Origin of the sequence: Leptospira langatensis (genome assembly GCF_004770615.1) — a bacterium.
GTDB classification, from domain to species: Bacteria; Spirochaetota; Leptospiria; order Leptospirales; family Leptospiraceae; genus Leptospira_B; species Leptospira_B langatensis.
Window position 1 is genome coordinate 66,639 of the sequence record NZ_RQER01000011.1, and the last position, 22,082, is coordinate 88,720.

Sequence of the window (22,082 nt, forward strand, 5' to 3'; positions counted from 1 at the left end):
TTTATAATTTTGTTATCTTAAGGTCGGAAGAGAATTTATCCAAGATCCCTTTGTAAGCGTCGAAGTCGCTATTGGTCATAAAATTTAGCCAGACAAAGGGAAGGGCAGCCAACCAGATAAAGGTCTTTCGAGTAAATTCATATTCGAAGCCGGTTACTCTCTTGGAATCCTTGTAAACGATCATACTGATTTGCGCTCCATCTTTTCCGCTAAAAGAAGGAAGGATCCCGAATGTAGCGTACGAAATGTAGATCAAGAAAGCGGCTAGGGTAGAAGGACTCTTCTTTACGGATTGGATCTCGATATAGATCCCTTTTTCCGGTGGGTAACCCGTGACTTCTTTCCAGCCTTTTCCTTCCAAATAAAGAACGACCTTACTTTCACTCCATCCTGTAAATCGGGTGATCTTAAAGTGGATCGGGTTTTTCTGGTCCGCTACTACGGTTTCCGATGGGGGAGAAGGTTCCGGAAAATCCCTGTATGTCATGATGCATTGGTTTTGGATCAGTAAGAATATGGATAGGAAGGCGGTTCTAAGTATTTTTTGCATAAGTACGGTATTTGATCCGTTATTCTGATTTCCCTTCAGAAAGATAGAGAGTTATTCGGACAGATTTCCATTATTCGCAAACTGAATCGAAATTAAAACCCGAAAGGAAAAATCCTTTTCGGGTTTTAATGGATCTCTTTCATGCGATCCCGTGTCGGGTTAAATGAAAGAATGATTTTGTTAGAGTATTCTCTTTATTCTCCGTAAACTACTACACACTCTCTTGAAAAAAGAGGTGCGAAGATCGAAAATACACTTTTGTCCACTACTGCAATTTTCTTGATCCCAGCTTTTTGAGCCGCTTCCACAATGCTTCCTTCTCCACCTGAGTAAAAGAGAACATTTAGTAGTGAGTAATTGTTACAAGACTTACCACTTTTTAGGATTCTTGCATCAGTCGGGCCGCCGGTCGGAGTCCCAGAAACATGATATTCTGCCGAACCAAAAATAGCCGCAGGAAGAATGCTCGTTGCACAATTGAAAGACGCAGATGCGCTTAAGGAAATTAATATGAATAATATTGTCTTTTTCATTGTTGTTATTCTCCAGCGACGATAGTGCAATAATCTCTGTAAACCAAAGTTAAAACAGACATTGTGGAATGATCTATCGTTGCTATTTTGGTTATTCCGTTCTCTAAAGCAATTTGCCCAGCTCCAGAATCACCCCAGGTGATAAGGCCGAGCACACTTCTTGTGCAACCTTCCGCTTTTTTTGTCGGAGAGACGTTGTTTAATGTATTAAACTCTCCTGGAAATGTAGTTCCCGTAAATAGGAAACCGCCGACAGGCCCATTTGCACAGTTGGTGAAAGAGCCTAGTATGATCCCCGCAGCAATTATGAATTTGATCGTTAAATGTTTCATTGTCTTGGTCATTTTGGATTATCTCTTTTTCGGAGTTAGGTTTGGATCAGCGTTCAGAATAGGAGTGGTGGGGACTGCATTCGTAGTAGCATTTCCTCCCGCACTACCGGAAACCACTGTGCAAAAGCTATGATAAACTCCCTCTAAAATAGCGAATTGTTCGTAATTGACTGCGGCGATCTTATTGATCCTTCCATCTGCCTTAGCTGCTGCGAGTGAGGAATCCCCGAAAGCAATTAGATTCAAAATGCTTCTGCTGCAAGCAGTGCCTGTTGAAACTGCTTCTGCATTAAAACCGATCTGCCCCGGAATATCCCCACTGTGAATTAAATATGCACCTTTTGTGACGAGGGGGCTTAAGCCTAATGGCAACCCATAATTTTTAGTTGGATTTGTGTTTGGAGTAGCACCAATAACGTTGCCCATATTTGCACCAGTGCAATTGGCAAGTCCTAGTAATAAAAAACAGCTGAAAATAAGTGATTTAATCTTCATTCAACCTTATCCTATTAGAAACTCGTAATTCATGAAACAAAAGTCACAGAAATTACGGCTAACGGGCAGTGAAAACAGAGGATCATACTTTTCAACATGAAAATTTTCTAGCGCCCTTGAAAAGCCCAGAAGATCTTACCCAAATGGGGTATGAATTGAAAAATCACTTGGAGCTTTTGTGTGGAAGGTTCGTGGACCAAAGCAACATAAGGGAATTATACTGGTTGGCAGAAAAAGATCGGATCGGATGATTGTTTCGTGAAATTTTCCAGACCATTCGATTGGAAGAGGATCTTTCTTCGGAATCTCTTGATTTGTTCTTTTTTTATTATATTCGTATTCTGTAATAGAGAACAGGATACGGAGAAGAAAGCCATTCTGACAAGGCTCTTCTTTGCTTCCGAGGAGAATTTGCGAAAGGATCTGAATGAATCGATCCGTAAAAAAGGAAGTCTTTCTTCTGTTGGTGCCTGCCGCACTTTTTCGGAAGAAAACGAAAGGGAGGTCTTAGCATCTTACCCAGGGTTGGTCATTCGAAGGATCTCCGAAAAAAGCAGGAATCCGGATCATTTGCCCAATGATTGGGAGAAGGAAGTATTTGCAGAGTGGAAAGAATTTGCATCTAAAGATATCCCTGCTTTTGTGTTTTCAGAAAGCGCGCCAAAATCTTTGCACTTTATGCGACCGATCTACGTGAACGATCCGGTCTGCCTAAAATGTCATGGGCAGGCCGAGCAAATTCCTACGGAGTTGAGAGCGGGGCTGAGAAGATTATATCCGAACGATCGATCCTTCGGATACCAATTGGGAGATCTTATTGGGGCTTACTCCGCTTCTTGGCAACGTTTATAATATCTCTGCTTTAAGAAAGAAGTCTAAATCAAGGTCCGTCAGTGATCTGCAGACTCTTTAATCTCTTTGTGCGAGATCATTCTGCAGCCGCGTTTTCTAAATAGAATTGAAAACTCTTGTCCAAATGGTATGGACCGGCAAAACGGGAGAGGTCTTTCTCTAGTTCCTGAAATTTCAGGTTTTTATAAGATTCTCTCCATTCCCTGGAAATGATCCGTACTTTTTCTTCCGGTTCCAATTCGGGAAGAGCCTTCAATGCGAACGCTAAAACTTCCCAATTGTACGAAGAATGATTGAGTAGAACGTTCCACTCCTCGGTACTAAGGCTTTTCTTGTTCCGGATCACTTCTTCCAAGAGTTCTGTGGCTTGGACGCCGGAATCGGAGCCGATCTGTATATAATATCTTCTTAATGGAAGAAGATAGTCCTTATCCGGGAAAGGAGCCTTTCTCAGTGCTAATAGGAGTGCTCTTCTCCCCAAGGCTGCGGATTCCACAAATCTTCTCTGATCCAGATATTCCATACTCAGTATATGATGAAAGATGGGTTCGTCCCTAAAGATAAGGGATCTTTGGATCAGACCTTCTTCGTAAAGACCTGAGTCCTTGGATTTATAAGAGAGTAAACAAAGCCTATGTAGGTTCTTGTTTCTCGGAAAGTAGGGCAGGAATCGTTTGCATCTTGCTAGGGACTCGTCCAGTTTTCCAGTTTTTTGGAATGTAACGATCTCATCTAACAATGCCTGTTCTTCCGCGAGATACGGATTATTGGATTCTAATTCGTGCAGAGCCGCCTTGAAATATTCCAGATTTCCTACGCGAGATGACCAAAGCATGGCCCTGTATCTGAGTTCTCTATTCTCCGGATCCTTTGCAAGGATCACTCTGGCAGTATCCAAAGCCCTGTCCGGAAAGCGAAGAGAATCGTAGAGATCGGTCATCTCCTGCAATACCTTGGGTTGGTCCGGATTCATTCTAAGACTCGTCTCAAAACTCTTGAGAGCTTCTAATTCGTCTCCCTTTCCATGCAGGGTCTTTCCCAAGATCCAATAGTACCGGAAGTCTCTGGGCTCTCCGGTTTCGTCCGCGATTTGTAATTTTTCTAAGGCTTGTTGGTATCTTCCTCGCAAGGCCTCCTCGGCAGCCTGCTGGATCAGCTCTTCCCAAGAAAAGGTTGAACTCAAGGCCAGGACCGATTTTATAGTGCAAATAACTAGAAAGAACCAAACGGAAAGTGTAAGTCGCACTATTTTAGACAAGCTCGATCCCATCTTTTTAAATCATCGGAAATTTTAAAAAAAACAAGAGGTTTCCCAGAATGAATTCTGTTACGATTATTCTGTCCTTTGCCGTCCTGGCTATTTTGACCGCCGTAGTTTATACATTGAAGGTCACCAGGATTACCATTGGAACCGAGGGCGGAAAAGACCCAGAATCCAAGAAATTAATCGAAATTTCTTCAGCGATCTCCGAAGGCGCAATGGCCTTCCTCGTGAGAGAATACAAAACTATCTCTCTTTTCATCGCCTTTATGGCAGTTTTGATCTTCTTCCTTTTGGACAATCCGGAAACCCCGGATTTTAACGATGGTCTCTTTACTGCGATCGCGTTCGTTTCGGGAGCGCTAATCTCCTGCCTTTCCGGCTTTATCGGAATGAAGATCGCTACCGCAGGGAACGTAAGAACGGCTCAGGCTGCAAAGAGTTCTATGAGCAAGGCGTTCCGGGTCGCTTTCGATTCCGGCGCAGTTATGGGATTCGGTCTCGTTGGTCTTGCAGTTCTCGGGATGATCGGACTCTTCTTACTTTATACCAACCTGTTCCCGAATGTAAGTAAGCTTTTCTTAATGGAAGCTCTTGCAGGTTTCGGCTTAGGCGGTTCCGCTGTCGCTCTTTTCGGAAGAGTGGGTGGAGGTATTTATACTAAGGCTGCGGACGTAGGCGCCGACTTGGTCGGTAAAGTAGAGAAGGGAATTCCAGAGGATGATCCTCGTAACCCTGCTACGATTGCAGATAACGTAGGTGACAACGTCGGTGACGTTGCTGGAATGGGAGCTGACCTATTCGGTTCTTGCGCTGAGGCGACTTGCGCTGCTCTTGTGATCGGTGCTACTGCTTCCGCTCTTTCCGGAAATACGGACGCCCTTTTATACCCTCTCTTGATCTCTGCTTTCGGGATCCCAGCTTCTCTCTTAACTTCCTTCATAGCATCTGTGAAAGAAGGAGGAAATGTGGAGAAGGTCCTGAAGATCCAACTTTGGGTCTCTACACTTTTGGTTGGTGCGGCAATGTATTTCGTTACCGACAAATACATGGTGGATACTTTCGAGATCGCTGGAAAAACCATTACTAAGTGGAATGTTTTTATTTCCCTAGTGGTCGGTCTCTTCTCCGGAATGTTTATCGGTCTGATCACAGAGTATTATACTTCTCATTCATATAAACCTGTAAGAGAAGTGGTAGACGCCTCCAAAACGGGAGCAGCTACGAACATCATCTACGGTCTTGCTTTAGGTTACCAAAGTTCTGTGGTTCCTGTTCTTCTTCTTGTGATCACTATCGTGACTGCGAATCTTCTCGCAGGAATGTATGGGATCGCCATCGCCGCTCTTGGGATGATCTCTACCATCGCGATCGGTCTTACTATCGACGCGTATGGTCCCGTTTCGGATAACGCAGGCGGGATCGCCGAGATGGCTGAATTAGGAAAAGAAGTCCGTAATAGAACGGATACCTTGGACGCGGCAGGAAATACTACTGCTGCTATCGGAAAAGGTTTCGCGATCGGTTCTGCGGCTCTTACTTCTCTCGCTTTGTTTGCAGCATTCATCACAAGGACTGGAACTCATGGTCTGGACATTCTGAACGCGGAAGTGTTCGGAGGACTTCTCTTCGGAGCAATGCTTCCTTTCGTATTTACCGCAATGACTATGAAATCCGTAGGTAAAGCTGCAGTAGACATGGTAGAAGAAGTGAGAAAACAATTCCGAGAGATCCCAGGGATCATGGAAGGAAAGGCGAAGCCTGACTACAAGCGCTGCGTTGATATTTCTACTACCGCTGCACTTCGCGAGATGATCGCTCCGGGACTCCTTGTCCTTCTTACTCCGATCGTTGTAGGTTATCTATTCGGGATCAAGTCTCTTGCGGGAGTTCTCGCAGGAGCATTGGTTGCTGGAGTGGTTCTTGCAATCTCTTCTGCGAACTCAGGTGGCGGCTGGGATAATGCCAAGAAATATATCGAGAAATCAGCAGGTGGAAAAGGTTCCGACCAACACAAGGCTGCTGTTGTGGGAGATACCGTAGGCGATCCTTTAAAAGATACTTCCGGTCCATCTATCAATATCTTGATCAAATTGATGGCGATCACAAGCCTAGTGTTTGCGGAGTTCTTCGTTCACCAAGGTGGATTGCTTCTTCGTTTATTCCAATAATTGAATATTCGAATTTTAGATAAGAAGAAGGGGCTGAAAAAGGCCCCTTTTTTATTTAGAATGGTCGGTGCGCATTATTTTCGATATCAGAGGTAAGGCGCCCAGTTCGAAATTGCGGATTTTTGATTGCGCGTAAAGCGGATCTGTGATAGGGAATTTTCGCAAACCCACGAGCCGCTCCCCCCACCCAACACAGGGCGGGGGCCGCACCGTACTCGAATCCCACTTGATTTTGCTTCGCTTTGCTCAGACAACCCTAACGGGAATCTCACTCCCTAGGGTCGTTCGATTGGGCGGGGGCCGCTCTCGTTTTTATACCAACTTCCTGAATCTCACATAGAATGGGTCGAATCCCATTTTCTTCCAGAATTCTACCGCGCCTTCGTTTTCGGAGATTGCTCTGAGCTCTATTGCCAAGATCCCTTTCTCTTTTGCCCAACGGAAAGTCTCTTCCACCAGTGGTTTCATATAGCCCGATTTTCTTTTTCCTTGTTTGGTGATCGCTAGATCTATGAATAGATTCTGTTCTTCCTCTAAATATGGTTTCTCTTCTACTCTTGCGATCAGAATGGAGACGAGTTCTTCTTCTACGAAGCCTCCTATGAAAACGATCTTATCCGTGCCTCTAAGCTTCAGATAGATGTCCACCATTTTGGCAGCTGCTCTCGGGCGAATGCGAAAGACCCCGTCCAATTGAAAACGGTTCACCATTCGGAAGAATTGATTTACTAACTCGATCACAGCTTCTCTGTTTTCGGGAAGGATCGGCCGGATCGTCAATATCGGTTCTTGCATTTTTATAATTCTCTTAAAAACTCGTTTGGACTGTGGAGTATTTTTTCCTTCTTGGTTGGAAACTTTGCACTTACTCAGTCCAAATACTTGCAAATCTTCTCCTTAGATTTGTTATGTATAGAAAGTACTTATGTTTTTTCGCGCAATTTTACTTCTTCTTATATTGTTCTGTTCTAATTGCGAAAACCAGAAAGGGGAATCTTCTCCTTTGATACAGGGCTTTCTGGCCCTGGATTATTTGATCTTAACCGACCCGGATCGTTCTTCCGTTTACTTTTCCAGTGTTCGTTCCGCGAGCGTGGAGATTGCTTATGAGAATGGGGCGGAGCCTTTTACCGGAAATTTTGCCACGGCACCGACTACCTCCATTTGGAGTGTGACGGAAAGCAATTTGGTAAATGCGTTTGCAGACCGTGGTTACACCGTGGACGTGAATGTTCCCCAAGATCTAAGTTCTATGGAAGAATTTCCGGACCAAGGAAGATCTACCTGGTCCATCAATCAGCTTTTGGCCTTGGCCTCGAAATACAAGGAGCAATCTTCCAATTTTCAGTCTACGAAATTCCAAGTGGTCTTTGTAAAGGGATCCTTGGCTGAGAATTCGGGAGTGATCGCAGTAACAGTTTCCGGAGCCTTCGGGATTGGAGCCCCTGTTGTTTTCGTATTTAAGGAAATTATAAATCATTTTCAGGACAGCATCTCTCCCGATCATGTGAAGAAGGCGGAGCAAATGACAGTGACCCATGAGCTGGGTCATGCATTAGGCCTGGTAAACGCAGGAATTCCTCTTTCTTCCGACCACCAAGATACGGCGCACGGGAGTCATTGTTCGAACACTACTTGCGGGATGTATTGGGCTCTCGGGGACGACCGAGTGAATAGCTTTAGTCCGGGGACAAATCCGTTGATCTTCGGATCGGAGTGCATTGCGGATATACGCAACTACACTCCTTGAGTGGATCTCTTAAAGGATCTTATCCGCAAAATACGATTTGAGAGAAGAAATTGCGATCCTTTCCTGGGACATGCTATCTCTTTCCCGAACGGTAACCGTTTGATCCTTTAAGGAATCATAATCTACTGTAATGCAATACGGGGTTCCGATCTCGTCCTGTCTTCTGTATCTCTTTCCGATCGCTCCACCTTCGTCGTATTCCATATTCCCCAGATTAGAAAGATCCGCGAAAATAGACTTAGCGAGTTCAGGCAGCCCGTCTTTCTTCATAAGAGGGAAGATCCCAACTTTTACAGGAGCGATCTTAGGAGAGAACCGAAGCACTGTTCTTGTTTCTCCGTCAGGCAGTTTCTCTTCTGCATATGCGTCTGTTACGGTTGCTAAGAAGAGTCTGTTCAATCCGAGGGCCGGTTCTACAACATAAGGCACGTATTTCTTGCCAGCTGCCTGGTCTTGGTATTTCAGATCTTCGCCGGAGAATTTCTCATGTTGGCCTAGATCGTAATCCGTTCTGGAAGCGATGCCCCAAAGCTCTCCCCAACCGAATCCGTACTTGTATTCGATATCGGAAGTTGCTTCACTATAGAAGGAAAGCTCTTCCTTCTCATGCTCTCTGATCTTCAGATTCTCTTTTTTTAATCCTACTTGATCAACTAAGAAGCGAAGGCAATAATCCACCCAATGAGTAAACCATTCTTTTTGTGTTCCGGGCTCACAGAAGAATTCCATCTCCATCTGCTCGAACTCTCTGGTCCTAAAAACGAATTGTCTTGCCATGATCTCGTTCCGGAAGGACTTTCCGATCTGAGCGATCCCGAATGGGATCTTGTTACGAGTCGTTGAGATCACATTCTTAAAATTGATAAAGATACCTTGAGCGGTTTCCGGACGAAGGTAGATGTCCTGTGAATCTTCTGCGGAAGCTCCGTGAGAAGTCTTGAACATCAGGTTGAAGTCTCTGGCTTCTGTAAAAGTGCCTCGATTCCCGCAACTTGGACAGGCGAAATTTCCTGCCTTAATGACCTCATTCATCTTTTCCAAGGTGAGTCCGGTTGCGGCGCCTTCTCCTTTTTGGTCTTCTAAGAATTTGTCCGCGCGGATCCTAGTCTTACAATTCTTGCAATCGATAAGAGGATCGTTAAAATTAGAAACATGTCCGGAAGCTTCCCAAACTTTCGGATTGAGTAGGATAGAAGAATCTAAACCGACCACGTCTTCTCTCAGGTGAACGAAATGTTTCCACCAGAGCCTTTTTAAATTATGGAGAAGCTCGGCTCCGTACGGACCGTAATCGAACGTGTTGGAAAGACCTCCGTAGATCTCGGATCCTGGGTATACAAAACCTCTTCGTTTGCAAACGGACACAATGTCCTTGAGAGAGGCGTCTAGGGTTTCTTTTTTCTCCATGAGTCCAATGATTCTCGCATAGGATTCGCGATAAAGTATTAAATTCCCGGGGAGTTTGCCAATTCTTGTTTGCTTCCGGAACGTGATGGGGTCCAATGGACAAGGATGCTCGCGACTCTCACAGCCGATGCCCGAAAAAGAAAAGTGGTCGCCTGGGGGATTAATTTTCTCTCATGGATTTCCCCTTTTATAGGCTTTGGTATTTTCTTCCCACTCGGTGTCTTGTTCGCATTTCCGTATCATAAGGAAATCCGCAGAACAGCCTTCTCCTCTATCGTATTACAAATTGCGATCGCATCTATTCTCTATCCGTTGGAGTTCCTTCTTCTTTTCTCCCCGGAAGCAGAGCAGATCTTTAACGCGCTCGTCTTACTCACTCCGGAAGAACCCAAATTTTACGGGGTAGGGGTACTTACCTTTCTATTCATATCGGGACTCATCATTCTTCTTTTGCAGGCGAGGTTCGTTCGGAACAGGTTGAGACCCGGAGAAGGGAATCCTCCGATCACGAATTCCATTCTTGTATTCATCGCACTTATCTGTTTGATCCTGTTCACCGGATATTTTACGTACGACGATATCTTTCGCACCAAGATGGCGACCTTTCTGGTATTCTCCGAAAGCCTTTGGATCTTCTTTCCTTGGACGATTGCGCTCGCCGGAATGATGTCTGCCAGGAGGCCTGTCTTTATCTTCAGAAGACCCTGGGCCTGGTTCGTCCGACAAAGCAAGGATGCTCGCGCGATCGAGACCGAAGATTCTCCTTCTTCTAAAAGAAAGAGAAGGAACTCAAAAGTCAGGGATGCTATCCTCCCTGGTTGGGGTCATATCTATAACGGAAATCTGTGGAGAGGATTCCCGATCCTATTCGTATTCCTTCTTCTTTTATTATTATTCTCTACTTTCTTTTTTTCCTTTTTGGAACCTGCATTCGGGATCCGGTTTTTGGCTGCTCTGGGCTTAAAGCCTGGGATCTCGGACAAACAATTCTTTGCCTGGGCGTCCACTCCTTGGCCCTGGCTCGTCGCCTTAGTATTATTCGTTTCCGTCGGATTCTTCTCCGGATGGTTGCTACGAAGATCCTTTCACGCTAAGCTTCCCGCAACAGGTTTGCGCCCCGGTTTTGCGAACAATCTAGCGTTAAGTGTGCTTGTGCATCTCGTCATTCTCTGCTTGATCCTGATCATTCCCACAATGATGAGTCGACAAAAGCAAGAGGAGAAGGGAAGGCCGAACAGCCATTATACTCCCGAGAACCAAGTAGAATATTGGTTCATAGATCCGAACCTTCCCGAAGAAACAGAAGGATTGAATGGCGGGGTGATCACAGGAACCGACACTCCGAATTCGGAAATGGGCGAAAGACTCCCGAACGAAAAGCCTGCCGAAGAAGGAAGGGTCAAGGGAGAAGTCAAACGGATCAAGGGAAAGAAACTCCCTCCTACGTATTCCAATTATATCTCCGCCAAGATGAGAACTTACGAATCCTTCATGGATTATTGGAGAAGCGCTCCTCAGAATTATTCCTGCGTGGTGGCCTATACAATCACTCCCGAAGGAGAAGTCGTGGATGTGCAACTCGTGGAGCATTCCGTGTATCCGGAGCAGGACCGAAGGACTTTGGAGTTGATCGAGAATCTCTCCCCCATGATGCCCCCTCCGAATATGAAAGGTTATATTCGAGTAACCGAATTGTTCTGGAACGGCGCGATCAATCCGGATGCGATGCCCACAGAATTGCAAAAGGAATTAGTGAACATGTATGATGGGCGCTATATGGAGGAACTATGAATATAGGTCTTCTTGCGGTCTTAAGCATTCTTCCTTGGGCGTTCTATCTGGTGTATACTCATCCGAAGACGAACCAAACACGTCTATTCACCGCTATCGTTTTTTCCTTAGTGCTCGGTTGGATCTCCACTGAGTTAGTTTTAAAATTAAGCGCATTTCTTTGGCCGGAAACTTCTATCAGTGCAAAGGTAAGTAAGTCCATACTCTCCCAAACAGTCTTTCTTGCATTCATCAAGGCGGGAATGATGGAAGAACTCTGCAAGTCAATGCTCATCCTTATACTCGCCCTTCTCATCTCCTTCGACAGACATACTATGACATTCCTACCGGAGACATTCATCATCGGAGGATTTGTAGGTCTCGGATTCGCAGGGATAGAGAATTACCAATATATCATGTCCGCGAACGAACAGGATCGGGTTCCGACCTTCATCGTAAGAACATTAAAATCTTCGAATGCACATTTACTTGTGAATCTTTGCTTCGCACTTTTTCTGATCAAAAGCAATTACAAACCTTATGGCGAAAAGGTCCTGTATATACTGAAAGGATTCCTACTCGCAGTGGCCCAGCACGGACTATTCGATTTTTTTGTCTTTCCGAGCGGAAGGTTCGGCGTCTGGATCGCTATGGCGCTTTTCGTAGGGATCTGGGTTTGGATCGTAAAGGACAGACGCAAATATATTTTAGAAGTCGCCAAAACTTCTTACACAAAGGAAGAAATATTGAAACCCAGCCTGTCTGAGACAATCCGTTGAAATACAGAGAGATCAAGGTATCCATACCCAAAGACTTTGCAGAAGATTTTTCCGCCTTACTAGACGAATGGCAGGTCGCAGGATATTACGAAATCTTGTTCGATAGAGAAGAACCTCGCAAACCAGGAGAAGAGATCATCTCCGACAACACTCCGATCCGAGTCTATTTAGCAGAAGAGGATACGGTCTCCGAAGCAAAGATCTGGATCTATTTGCAAACTGTCGCTCCTGAGAATTCCTTTGCGGAAGCACGTTGGATCGAGACTAAGGAATACGAAGAGGCCTATAAGGAATTCTATAAACCCTTCTCCGTCGGCGTCTTTTGGGTGGTTCCTACTTGGGAGAAGGAAGACTGGGAAAAGAACCAAGTCCCGGAAAAGAAAGACTCTGTCCCAGTATATATCAATCCAGGTCTGGCTTTCGGGACTGGACATCATGAAACCACAAGGCTCGTTCTGTCTCGCTTAGGCTCTCTGGGATTGGAAGGGAAGAGGGTCGCAGACATAGGGGCAGGTTCCGGGATCCTTTCGGTAGCGGCAGCAAGATTGAAGGCCTCTAAGATCGTCGCAGTGGATATAGATCCGAATGCGGTCCGATCTTCCGTATTCAATCGGGATGAGAATAAGATCACCGAAGATCTCTTACAGGTAGAGGAAGGCGGATTCGACCATCCTTTGATCAGGGAAGAAGAATACGATCTATGCGTTGCTAATATTACCTTCGCTGTGTTGAAGGCAAATATGGACAAGATCGCAGCTCTCAAGACCAAGCATTATTTATTTAGCGGAGTCATCACAGAAAGAAAGGAAGAATTCCTGGAACTATTGAAGACAGACGTGGGAGGAAGACTCGTTTACGAGGATTCCAGAAACGGCTGGGAACTCATAGAGTGGACCCGCTAAAGATTTAAATATTAAAAAATCCTTATAGAAAATCACGGAGAAAAAATGAAACATTACGATGTATTCGGGATCGGGAATGCTCTCGTGGACATACTTGTTCCCACAGAAGATCTTTTCATAACGAAATTGGGTTGGACCAAGGGAGTCATGACCCTGGTCGATGCGGAAACGCAAGGGAAAGTGCTTACCTCATTGGACGAGCATAAGAAAGAACTCAGATCCGGGGGAAGCGCTGCGAATACTATGATCGCACTCGCGAATTCCGGAGGAACCGGGACATATACCGGAAAGGTGACAGAGGATACCTATGGGGAATTCTATAAGCAGGACATGGAGAAAGCCGGGATCCTATTCGAGGTAAAACCTTCCAACGATGGACATACGGGTACCTGCGTGGTCCTTACCACTCCGGATGCAGAACGGACAATGCTCACTCACCTAGGGATCTCAACGACTCTTACGAAGCACGATGTAGATCTGGAAAAACTGAGGGCATCGGCGTATAGTTATGTGGAAGGATATCTTTGGGATGGACCTTCTACAAAAGAAGCTTGTATACTGACCATGGAAGAATCCAGGAAAGCGGGAGTAAAGGTTGCCTTTACTTACAGCGACCCATTCTGTGTGAATCGTTCCAGAGAGGATTTTATCCGACTCACCAAGGAATACTGTGATTTAGTTTTTTGTAATGTAGAAGAGGCCAAAGCACTCTCCGGAAATCCATCCAAGGAAGAGTCCCTGAAATATGTGGCTTCTCTTTGCGATCATGTGATGATGACCGACGGATCGAATGGCGCCTTCTTCTCGGAAAAGGGAGTGATCCGACATGTGAGCGGGTTCTCCGTAGAAGAATTGATTGATACGACCGGGGCAGGGGACTGTTTTGCTGCGGGAGTACTATATGGTCTTACCCATGGATTCACTCCTGAAAAGTCGGTGAAATGGGGAAATTACGTGGCTTCTAGGATCGTGCAAGAGATCGGACCTAGGCTCACTGTCCGACTTATGGGCCGCCAGGAAGAGATCCTAGGAAAATAAGACAATATTCCAAAACGAGAATATACAAAAGGCCGGACTTGATGTTCGGCCTTTTCTTTGAGAATCGATCCGGATCTAGATTACGGACAAGAATAGGTGAGAGAAACAGTTCCCATGTTCCCATTCTCCGGAACGGAGAAGGTCATCGGAGTTCCTACGACCGTATCCGGGAAACCGTCCACATAGGCAGTATCCGCCAAGCAATACAGCTTATGCAGTCCCGGGTTGATATACTTGAATTTCACTGTTCCGGTTCTCGCAGGAGAAGCAATTAACGGAAGCTTCTTTAGAATGTCTGTTTCTCCCGCTCTAAACACTGCAAGATAATGCGTAAGACTTCCGGTTCCATTCGAAACTTCTAAAGAAGAAGCGGTGCTCGGATAAATGGTCCTGGATCTGGACAAGATCCCTCCTCCAATATCGGATTGGCCTGCGTGGTTCGTTTTCCAATCGCTAATGGAAATGAGAGTTGCCGCGGCCGATCCGTCGGTCCCGGCGATCGAATGGACCATTAAGTTTTCCTTAAGGTTCATTCTCACTTCAAAGATATACGACTCGTACCCCGGTTTGAAATCCATATCCGCTTCTCCGGTCTGTACAGAATACAGAAGAGGAAAGATCAGAGGGTAGGTGGACTTGTCCACGGTTCCAGCAGGATAGGCAAGCCTTGGAACAATATTGAATCCGTTGATCCCGTAGTTATCGAAAAAGGTGACGGTGCTCAGGTTGACACCCGGAGAATTTCCCCAGGCAGTAACCAGGTTTCGGATATAAGTTCCGGTATAATAATACTGGCTCGGTTGTCCATCGGAGGTCCCCGCAGTGGGATCGTTAGATGGATACTCGGCGCCTTCTCCGTTTAGGAATTGGACCATCTTAAAGATCCCGTTCTGTTGGCTGCATGTATTCGAGTTCAGAGTATAAGGTTGAGTGCAATATACCTCGCGATTCGGAGCGATATAGTTCCAGAAGGCCTTTGCTTGGGCCGCGGTTCGGATCTGAGAGAGGCCGCCTATTCCTTCCTGTAATTTAGAAGAAATACGGACCTCACCGATATCGATGTAAATCGGAAGATTGTATGCTTTAGGAAGACCACCCAAATTGAAACTAGGATCTCCCGAAGGATCTTTATAGAAAGTTCCTGTACCGTTATTGTACTCACTGAAGTCCAAAGGGTTGTCCGTAGCATAAGTCCCCTTCATGAGTAAGAGCATTCTAGTATTAAATAGAGTACTCACTACCGGATCGCTCGTAGCATTCCCTTGCCAATGACCAACCTTACAATTCGGCCCAAAGGCAAGAGCGAAGGAATATACGAATAGAAGTTTCAGGCCCTTTTGTATCATAAGAACACGCTCACCATCAAACCGAAATGAAAGAACTCAGTATTCACCGTTTTATAATAATAAGGATCGTTTAATCTAGATTCCACTGTCGGACCTACATAAGGATACTTAGTGGCTGTAGGCGCATTCAAATCAGATTCGTAAATTTTATTATAGTCTACTCGGATACCGATCCGAAGTTTTTTTCCCGCAATAAAACTAGCTTCAAAACCTGCATACATGGTATGGTCCCAACGAGACGTATTGGCAGGTCTTGCGACTACATACGTTTCTCCCATTCCCGCCTTGAGCATAAACGCAATAGGAAGTTCAATCGGGATCTTGTAGCAGAGTGCGCCATACACAGGGATGGTGGTCAGCGCCCTTTCCGATCTGGAAAGATAATTGGAATAAGAAGAACCGAACTCTAAATAGAAGAGCCAAGGCCAAGGAACTCGAAAGAACAACCCTCCACCCAATGTAGTGTCCAAGACCTGTTGCGCGGCCGATCCAGGAAACGGGTTGGAAGCACCGATCCAAAAGCCTAACTCCGGTTTTCGGTTATCGTAGAATGCGGGAGCGGATTCTTCCTCTAAGGCTTCTTCGTCTTCGTCCTGTTTTTCTTTTTTCTCAGTACGGCTTAGTCCGGAAGAAGGAAGATTCCCCGCTTGGGCCAGGATCAGTTCTCCGTTCCGAAAACTATTGCCCATATTCAGGTAGTTCATGGGGGAATCTATCTTATTCCCACCCAAGTACTTTACGGTTTTCTGATCCAGTTCCGTGGGAATGGAAAAGATGCCCGTCCAAGGCAGAAATAAAAAGGTAAGCGGAAGGAATCGTCTCATCGAGGCACTCCTTCGAATTCGTTCCTTTCCTTATAAAGACGATCGATCTGTGGATAAGAGTCGTAGTAAGCTCTTAAGAAATACAGTCCATAGGGAGGCAGAGTGATACCGGCGATTGTTCTGTCTTTGGAGGAAAGTATTTTCAATATATTCGTCTCTTTGCGCTTCTCTATCGCGATCTCAAAAAGGGTTCCGGTCAAGATACGGACCATATTATGGAGAAACCCGTTTGCCTTGATCCTCAGTCGAAGAAGGCCAGGCTCCTCCTGGCTTTCGATCACGCTTGCATCGTAAATGACCCTGACAGTGGTCCTACGGTTCCGCATAGAAGTCGCTTTTGCGAGACTTCTGAAGTCGTGTTCTCCCTTTAGAAGTTCTAGTTCTTCTCTTAAGCGGGAGACGTCAATCCGATGTTGGTACCAAAACGCTCGGTTTTTCCAGATAGGGCGGGGGAATCTGGCATTGATCAGAAGATATTCATATTCTCTGGCAGTACAAGAGAACTGAGAATTGAATTCTAAGGGAACCTCTGTAATCCCCAGAATGGACAGACCCCGGTCGGTGAGAGCATTCATTCCCAACAAGAACTTGGAGAGATTCTCGATCGGGAAATCTGTCTTAAAGTTCACGATCATTCCCCGAGCATGAACTCCCGTGTCCGTCCTACCTGCTCCCCAGATCCGGACCGATTTTTTGAGAAGTACGAGTAGTGCCTTTTCAATTTCCTCCTGAACGGTGGGAGATTGTTTTTGGCTTTGGTAACCGAAGAAGGAACCGCCATCGAACTCGATGAGAAGGGCGTAATTTCTAGGATCTTCCGTCATAGGTTAAGGACAGCTTATTAGTAGAATTTGCAAATGGAAGAAGGCGCAAATGGAAGAATATTCAAAAAAGCGAATGCTTATTTTTCTCCGCCCATCTCTTCGATGATCTTATTGTATTCGTCGTAGAGTTCTTTGGCCATATCGATGATGACGGAAGGTTTGGACTTAGAAGCTTTTCCGGATCCATACAATCTGGAAAGGGTCCGTTTGGCTCGGATCAGAAGGTTCAATTTAGAAGCCTGGTCTGAGGACAATTCTTCCTTGAACTTCATGGTAAGATACGCAGAAAGATAAATGACTCCGTCGAATCCCCAGTTCTTGTCCGTATCCGGGCCCAAGAGATAGGAGGCCGCATCCACCGGTTCAGAACCGGACTGCATGATCTCCATTGTGTCCGTGTACCAACCTGCCGATTTTTGGTAGAGAAGGTCTCGGACCTTATCGTAGCCCATTCCTGGGAATTCGGTATTTACATCATCGAAATACCAGGCTCCGCGGACGGCGCAGACCGCCTTTTTAGGAGTCGGTGCGACTGTGACCTTGCGGCTTTGGTAGCATTCGATAGCTAAGAGATAGGAGGCGGCTCCCAGGATCAGGTTTCTTTCCTGGTAAAAATCCACAGGACCCATGATCAGCTCTATATTCTTGCGGCGGATCTCCGCGGATTCACGGAGTTTCGCGAGTTCGTCCGCATCCATAGTGCTCCAGTCCTTGGGAAAACTGGTATAAAGACAGCGAGGGCAAACATTCAGAACGTAATCATTGGGAGAAACACGTCCAAATTTCTTGTTTTTCTCGTAAAGGCGACGTAATTCCTGGGTGAGCTTGCCTGCGATCAGCCTCCCTCCACCCTGGAACATGCTCTCCCTTTGGTGGACTTCGTTGCAGATCGGACAAACCGTATCTTCCTTGTTTCGGAAGGAGATTTTTTTGCCTTGGGCTAATGCAGTTGCTGTCATAGGAAGAAATTCCGGAAAAATGCATCCGGAAGCGTCAATTCTCACCGTATTCTAACCGATAGACTAAGAAGAAAAGCACGATTTTCGGGTTGAACCCGATCTCCGCACGGAGAAGCTAAGGAAAAGGTCCGCCAATGAAGAAACTTCTCGTTTTCATGACTGCGATGTTAGTCGCACCCGCTCTATTGCACGGAGAAGCCGTGTCTATGAAATCGTATAAGAAGCGGATAGAGTTATTAACCTATTTAAGAGTGATTGAGCCTATCGTTAAAAATTATCCCGGCGAGGTAAAGCAGGCGGGAGGTGCCAATGCGCAAAACCAACAAGCGCAAGGTGACGGGGAGAGACTGCTTAAATACAAAGAGTTGAAGAGGCTGTACCAAGAAGGGCTTCTGTACTTCTTCGAAGGAAATCATGTGAATTCCTATCGCAGATTCTTGGAGGCTCAGCTTGGAATGGAACTTCTTCTGGAAGAAGTATCCCAAGCCTATGTCGAGCGCACGGAAGAGATCTTAAAGACGGCTATCGAGAAGAAGAACCCGAACAGTCCCTTGGACAAGGCTCTCGTGGACATCTCTGTAGAATACGGAAAGACCAGTTATATTCGTGCGGACATCAAGGAGAATCGTGAGGCTCCCTTCACTCGTAGGATGTACAATCCTAGAGAATTCCATTACGTGGTGAACAAATACACCATCGAAAAGAATATGGAGTTAGGATACCAATTCTTGGGAGAAGCCAAGGATGCTAGAAATAACGCACTCAAAATAGAAAAGCATTTGGAGAGACACCAGAAGCTCCAACCGGAACATAGAAAGCACCGTATCGAAATGTATATCGGAGCGATCAATCTTTGCCGGGATGCAAGAGCTAATGCGATGAATATCTTCAAGCTTAAGTATCCATACGATAATTATTTCCTGCAAAGATCTGACGCTAAGACGGAAGACGTTCGCAATGAACTGGGAGAGATGACCCCGGGCGAAGTGGTTTCCATAGAAGGGGTGACTTACGACTTCTCTACGAATCCATTAGTAAGAGCGGACGCTAAAATGAGTCCTGTATTTGATAAGAGAATTCCGGACGACTATCGTAGAGATGCAGTGGATATTCTCGGAAGGGTTTATGACGACGAGATCGACAATAAGCTCTATCTTCGTTGGGATGCGGACACTCGTAAAAAACTTCTGGGAGATAAGATCCCTCCGGGCAGTAAGAAAGCGAAACAAAACGCGCAGCAACCTAGTAACAAATAAAACGGACTTAGCAAACGCCGGCATTCTGCCGGCGTTCTTATTTCTTCTTATCTTTCTTAAACGAACATCGTAAGTTAAAACCTTTTTCTTCTCATTGAGTGTTCAAGAATTTGCTTTCCTTGCCCACGGGACTCGTAAAGCATAGCTTGCATGAATCCACTCAAGTTTATGGAAAGCCGATTGGGCAGGTTTTCCAAGAAGTACCGTAACTTAGTATTACGCACCTATATTGTAACATTGAGATTGGTCTTTACAGTGGCCTTTCCTAGTATGGTTGCCGGGATTTTTTATGCGATCATAGGAAAGAAGGAAAGACAATACAAAGCCTTCTTAAGGGGTTCCAAGACTTGGGGAAATGCAGTGATCAAAATGACAAAGACGGAGCTCATCGTAAAGAATGAGATCCAGATCCCGGAAAAGGGACATTTGATCTTCTTGAATCATGTGAACGAGATCGATTTTCCTTACGACTGTCTGATCGTGAATAGACCTTATCTTGCAAACCAAGTCATTAAGAAGACCCTTGTAGCGTATTGGTGGATGAAAGCAATGGGATCCCAAGTATTCGAGACTTCCAAGGCGACTACTATTGCTGTTTCCGTTCGGAATGTGATCAAGGGTCTCTCCACCAATTCTTATATCGTATATCCGGAAGGTCATAATTCCTATTCTGAGATCATTCAGCCCATGCAAAAGGGAATGATCAAGCTCGCATTCGAGAACAAGATCCCAGTCGTTGTAGTCTTGAAATCAGGGATCACTCGCTACCAAACGGAGCCTATGCATACTAAAGTGGGTTATAAATTCATCGGAAGATACGAGCCTTGGACCCACGAGACTTGGGAAGCATTCCGGGATTTCCTCTATCAAACCATGAGCCAGGCAAAGATCGATCTGGACTCAGAGATAGGGACAGTTAGAGAAACAACCACAGTCGGTCCAAAGTGATCCAGAAATTACTCATAGCAAATCGCGGAGAGATCTCTCTGCGCATCCAGAAAACTTGCAAAAGACTCGGGATCAAAACGGTTGCGGTGTATTCGGATGCCGACAAGGATTCTCCCTTCGTAAAGAATGCGGACGAGTCCTTTTATTTAGGAGGATCCGAGCCTTCTAAATCTTATTTAGTAATTCCTAATATACTCAAGGCGGTCCAGGCAACGGGTGCGGACGCGGTCCATCCTGGATACGGATTTCTCTCGGAGAAGACCGAATTCGCAAAGGCACTGTACCAGGCAAAGGTCTCATTTTTAGGACCGAGACCCGAGACTGTTGATCTAATGGGAGACAAGATACGTTCTCGTGCCGCCATGGAGAAGGCAGGAGTTCCTGTGGTTCCGGGTTATGAAGGAGATTCTCAGGAACCTTCTGTATTGTTAAAAGAAGCGGAGAGGATCGGATTTCCGGTCATGATCAAGGCCAGCGCCGGGGGCGGTGGAAAAGGAATGAAACGGGTATTCTCGAAAGAGGAGTTCCTTCCTTCCTTAGAATCCGCACAAAGAGAGGCGGGGAATGCATTCGGAGACGCAAGAGTCTTCTTAGAAAAGTATATTATAAATCCTAGACATATAGAAGTGCAGGTATTCGGGGATTCTTCCGGGAATGTGATCCATCTTTTCGAGAGAGAATGCTCTATCCAGAGAAGGCACCAAAAGGTAGTAGAGGAATCTCCTGCTCCGAATCTGGATCCAAAGATCAAACAGAAGATCTGCGAGGTTGCAGTACAAGCGGCGAGTTCCATCGGATATCTAGGTGCAGGAACAGTGGAATTCATTTTGGGAGAAGACGGAAACTTCTACTTCCTGGAAATGAATACCAGACTGCAGGTAGAACATCCTGTTACGGAAGCTGTCACCGGATTCGATCTAGTAGAATGGCAGATCCGAATTGCAGAAGGAAACACTCTTGCAAGTCTTTTGCAAGGAAAGGAACCGGGACAAACTGGGCATGCGATCGAAGTGCGTTTGTATGCGGAAGATCCGGAGAATGAGTTTCTACCTTCTATCGGACGCATCGAGCTCGCTAAATTCCCGGACCAGCAAAACCTAAGAGTGGATTCGGGAGTGGTCACCGGTTCCGAGGTCTCTCTATATTACGATCCGATGCTTGCAAAGATCATAGGTTACGGAAAAACTAGAGAAGAAGCCAGAAAGAACCTGATCGCAGGATTAGAACATACTGTGATCTTCGGGCCCGTCACAAACGTAAATTACTTAAGAGGAATATTAGAACATTCTGAATTTGTATCGGGACATACAAATACTCATTTCCTGGAAAAGCATAAGATAGAATGGGAAGAAGTAGGAGAGGAGAAAGAGGCATTGGCGAAGACGGCCTCTTTCTTGGTTTCCAGAACGGTTCAATCTTCTTCTGTTTGGGAAGCAGTCGGTCCGAAGGGACTCTGGGGAGAAATTCTTTGAATCGAACATTCAGACTTCGTTGGAAGGAAAAAGAATACGTCTTGGATCTAGGAGAATCTTCTTCTAGATTGCTGGACCCGGAGAATGGTTGGGAATCCCTACTTACTCATTATTCTTGGACAAAGGAAGAAGACGGATCTTACTCTTTGCCGGATGGCTCCGTAGCTCTATTAAAAAGTGGTAAATTATATATTCATACCAAAGGTAAGACCTTTCAATTCTCTATTAAGGGAAAGGAATCTTCCAATTCGGAAGCGGCTCAGTTCGAGATCAAGAGCCCAATGCCCGGCAAGATCATCAAGATGGAGGTGAAGCCTGGGGACAAGGTAAAGAAGGGCCAAACCCTCGCCGTAGTCGAAGCGATGAAGATGGAACATGCCCTAAGGGCCGGACTGGATGCGGATGTAAAAGAAGTGCATTCTCAACCTGGGGATATAGTTTCCCAAGACCAACTCTTGGTTTTGCTTTCTTAATATTCATCCATCAAACAAATCTTTTATTCCGTAAGAAGACGGAGTATGCCTAAAAGATTTCATTCCGATGAAAAGTATCATTTTTATTTCGAACATTTGATCGGCGAATTTTAGAATATTGCTTCAAGATCCAAGATAGA

21 protein-coding genes and 1 pseudogene are annotated in these 22,082 nt (G+C 45.6%); 11 read left to right on the forward strand and 11 right to left on the reverse strand.

What is annotated here, in order from left to right:
• Position 1 precedes the first annotated feature (1 nt).
• The 4 genes from EHO57_RS16410 to lsa14 form a co-directional block, all read right to left on the reverse strand.
• Positions 2 to 550, reverse strand: coding sequence for an LIC12231 family lipoprotein (locus EHO57_RS16410; RefSeq protein WP_135641879.1), 549 nt, complete (start codon positions 548 to 550; stop codon positions 2 to 4).
• A 194-nt stretch (positions 551 to 744) separates the two neighbouring features.
• Entirely contained in the window at positions 745 to 1,083 is a 339-nt protein-coding gene (locus tag EHO57_RS16415; protein ID WP_135641880.1) for a TRL domain-containing protein, read from the reverse strand.
• A gap of 5 nt (positions 1,084 to 1,088) precedes the next feature.
• Positions 1,089 to 1,400 carry a TRL-like family protein gene (locus EHO57_RS16420; RefSeq protein ID WP_425460800.1) on the reverse strand — a complete coding sequence of 104 codons (312 nt, stop codon included), beginning with the start codon at positions 1,398 to 1,400 and terminating at the stop codon, positions 1,089 to 1,091.
• Positions 1,401 to 1,433: 33 nt separating this feature from the next.
• Entirely contained in the window at positions 1,434 to 1,910 is a 477-nt protein-coding gene (gene lsa14, locus EHO57_RS16425) for an adhesin Lsa14 (protein ID WP_135641883.1), read from the reverse strand.
• 258 nt (positions 1,911 to 2,168) lie between these two features.
• Here lsa14 and EHO57_RS16430 point away from each other — a divergent pair, with 258 nt between their 5' ends.
• Positions 2,169 to 2,762: a Tll0287-like domain-containing protein gene (locus EHO57_RS16430; RefSeq protein WP_167882223.1), complete on the forward strand. Its 594-nt coding sequence runs from the start codon at positions 2,169 to 2,171 to the stop codon at positions 2,760 to 2,762.
• Positions 2,763 to 2,838: 76 nt separating this feature from the next.
• Here the strand turns inward: EHO57_RS16430 and EHO57_RS16435 are convergent, their stop codons facing one another.
• Positions 2,839 to 4,008, reverse strand: a complete 1,170-nt coding sequence (locus EHO57_RS16435; RefSeq protein WP_135643217.1) for a hypothetical protein — start codon at positions 4,006 to 4,008, stop codon at positions 2,839 to 2,841.
• A 71-nt stretch (positions 4,009 to 4,079) separates the two neighbouring features.
• Here EHO57_RS16435 and EHO57_RS16440 point away from each other — a divergent pair, with 71 nt between their 5' ends.
• On the forward strand, positions 4,080 to 6,194 hold the full coding sequence (locus tag EHO57_RS16440) for a sodium-translocating pyrophosphatase (protein WP_135641886.1): 2,115 nt from the start codon (positions 4,080 to 4,082) through the stop codon (positions 6,192 to 6,194).
• Positions 6,195 to 6,506: 312 nt separating this feature from the next.
• Here EHO57_RS16440 and EHO57_RS16445 read toward each other — a convergent pair whose 3' ends face one another.
• Positions 6,507 to 6,989, reverse strand: a complete 483-nt coding sequence (locus EHO57_RS16445; protein ID WP_135641888.1) for a GNAT family N-acetyltransferase — start codon at positions 6,987 to 6,989, stop codon at positions 6,507 to 6,509.
• A gap of 130 nt (positions 6,990 to 7,119) precedes the next feature.
• On the opposite strand from EHO57_RS16445, the gene EHO57_RS16450 reads away from it, so the two are divergent.
• On the forward strand, positions 7,120 to 7,944 hold the full coding sequence (locus EHO57_RS16450) for a zinc metalloprotease (protein ID WP_135641890.1): 825 nt from the start codon (positions 7,120 to 7,122) through the stop codon (positions 7,942 to 7,944).
• A 9-nt stretch (positions 7,945 to 7,953) separates the two neighbouring features.
• Here the strand turns inward: EHO57_RS16450 and EHO57_RS16455 are convergent, their stop codons facing one another.
• Positions 7,954 to 9,351, reverse strand: coding sequence for a glycine--tRNA ligase (locus tag EHO57_RS16455; protein ID WP_135641892.1), 1,398 nt, complete (start codon positions 9,349 to 9,351; stop codon positions 7,954 to 7,956).
• Between the two features lie 105 nt (positions 9,352 to 9,456).
• Here EHO57_RS16455 and EHO57_RS16460 point away from each other — a divergent pair, with 105 nt between their 5' ends.
• Genes EHO57_RS16460 through EHO57_RS16475 form a run of 4 tightly spaced genes read left to right on the forward strand, consistent with a single transcriptional unit; the run spans position 9,457 to position 13,840 of the window.
• On the forward strand, positions 9,457 to 11,142 hold the full coding sequence (locus EHO57_RS16460; protein WP_135643219.1) for an energy transducer TonB family protein: 1,686 nt from the start codon (positions 9,457 to 9,459) through the stop codon (positions 11,140 to 11,142).
• On the forward strand, positions 11,139 to 11,900 hold the full coding sequence (locus tag EHO57_RS16465) for a PrsW family glutamic-type intramembrane protease (RefSeq protein WP_135641894.1): 762 nt from the start codon (positions 11,139 to 11,141) through the stop codon (positions 11,898 to 11,900). The genes EHO57_RS16460 and EHO57_RS16465 overlap by 4 nt, the downstream gene beginning before the upstream one ends.
• Positions 11,897 to 12,802 (forward strand): 50S ribosomal protein L11 methyltransferase, encoded by a 906-nt coding sequence (locus EHO57_RS16470; RefSeq protein WP_135641896.1) that lies wholly within the window; start codon positions 11,897 to 11,899, stop codon positions 12,800 to 12,802. The genes EHO57_RS16465 and EHO57_RS16470 overlap by 4 nt, the downstream gene beginning before the upstream one ends.
• Positions 12,803 to 12,847: 45 nt before the next feature.
• Positions 12,848 to 13,840 carry an adenosine kinase gene (locus EHO57_RS16475; protein WP_135641898.1) on the forward strand — a complete coding sequence of 331 codons (993 nt, stop codon included), beginning with the start codon at positions 12,848 to 12,850 and terminating at the stop codon, positions 13,838 to 13,840.
• 80 nt (positions 13,841 to 13,920) lie between these two features.
• Here the strand turns inward: EHO57_RS16475 and EHO57_RS16480 are convergent, their stop codons facing one another.
• The 4 genes and pseudogenes from EHO57_RS16480 to EHO57_RS16495 form a co-directional block, all read right to left on the reverse strand.
• Complete coding sequence (locus EHO57_RS16480; protein ID WP_135641900.1) at positions 13,921 to 15,186, reverse strand: LIC11270 family surface protein; 1,266 nt, start codon at positions 15,184 to 15,186, stop codon at positions 13,921 to 13,923.
• Positions 15,183 to 15,734, reverse strand: a pseudogene (locus EHO57_RS16485) (hypothetical protein); the annotation flags it as partial. The pseudogene EHO57_RS16485 and the gene EHO57_RS16480, both read right to left, overlap by 4 nt.
• A 272-nt stretch (positions 15,735 to 16,006) precedes the next feature.
• The gene (truA, locus tag EHO57_RS16490; protein WP_135641904.1) at positions 16,007 to 16,834 is read right to left on the reverse strand and encodes a tRNA pseudouridine(38-40) synthase TruA; all 828 of its coding nucleotides are present in this window, start codon (positions 16,832 to 16,834) and stop codon (positions 16,007 to 16,009) included.
• Positions 16,835 to 16,911: 77 nt separating this feature from the next.
• Positions 16,912 to 17,793 carry a DUF2225 domain-containing protein gene (locus EHO57_RS16495; RefSeq protein ID WP_135641906.1) on the reverse strand — a complete coding sequence of 294 codons (882 nt, stop codon included), beginning with the start codon at positions 17,791 to 17,793 and terminating at the stop codon, positions 16,912 to 16,914.
• Positions 17,794 to 17,927: 134 nt separating this feature from the next.
• Here EHO57_RS16495 and EHO57_RS16500 point away from each other — a divergent pair, with 134 nt between their 5' ends.
• The 4 genes from EHO57_RS16500 to EHO57_RS16515 all read left to right on the forward strand — a co-directional run bounded on the left by EHO57_RS16500 (position 17,928) and on the right by EHO57_RS16515 (position 21,942).
• Positions 17,928 to 19,049, forward strand: coding sequence for an LIC11274 family protein (locus EHO57_RS16500; RefSeq protein WP_135641908.1), 1,122 nt, complete (start codon positions 17,928 to 17,930; stop codon positions 19,047 to 19,049).
• Positions 19,050 to 19,199: 150 nt separating this feature from the next.
• A complete protein-coding gene (locus tag EHO57_RS16505) occupies positions 19,200 to 19,997 on the forward strand; it encodes a lysophospholipid acyltransferase family protein (protein ID WP_135641910.1) in 798 nt (265 codons plus the stop codon).
• Positions 19,994 to 21,469: an acetyl-CoA carboxylase biotin carboxylase subunit gene (locus EHO57_RS16510; RefSeq protein ID WP_135641912.1), complete on the forward strand. Its 1,476-nt coding sequence runs from the start codon at positions 19,994 to 19,996 to the stop codon at positions 21,467 to 21,469. Before EHO57_RS16505 ends, EHO57_RS16510 begins: the two co-directional genes overlap by 4 nt.
• The gene (locus EHO57_RS16515) at positions 21,466 to 21,942 is read left to right on the forward strand and encodes an acyl-CoA carboxylase biotin carboxyl carrier protein subunit (RefSeq protein ID WP_135641914.1); all 477 of its coding nucleotides are present in this window, start codon (positions 21,466 to 21,468) and stop codon (positions 21,940 to 21,942) included. The genes EHO57_RS16510 and EHO57_RS16515 overlap by 4 nt, the downstream gene beginning before the upstream one ends.
• The last annotated feature ends 140 nt before the right edge of the window (positions 21,943 to 22,082 follow it).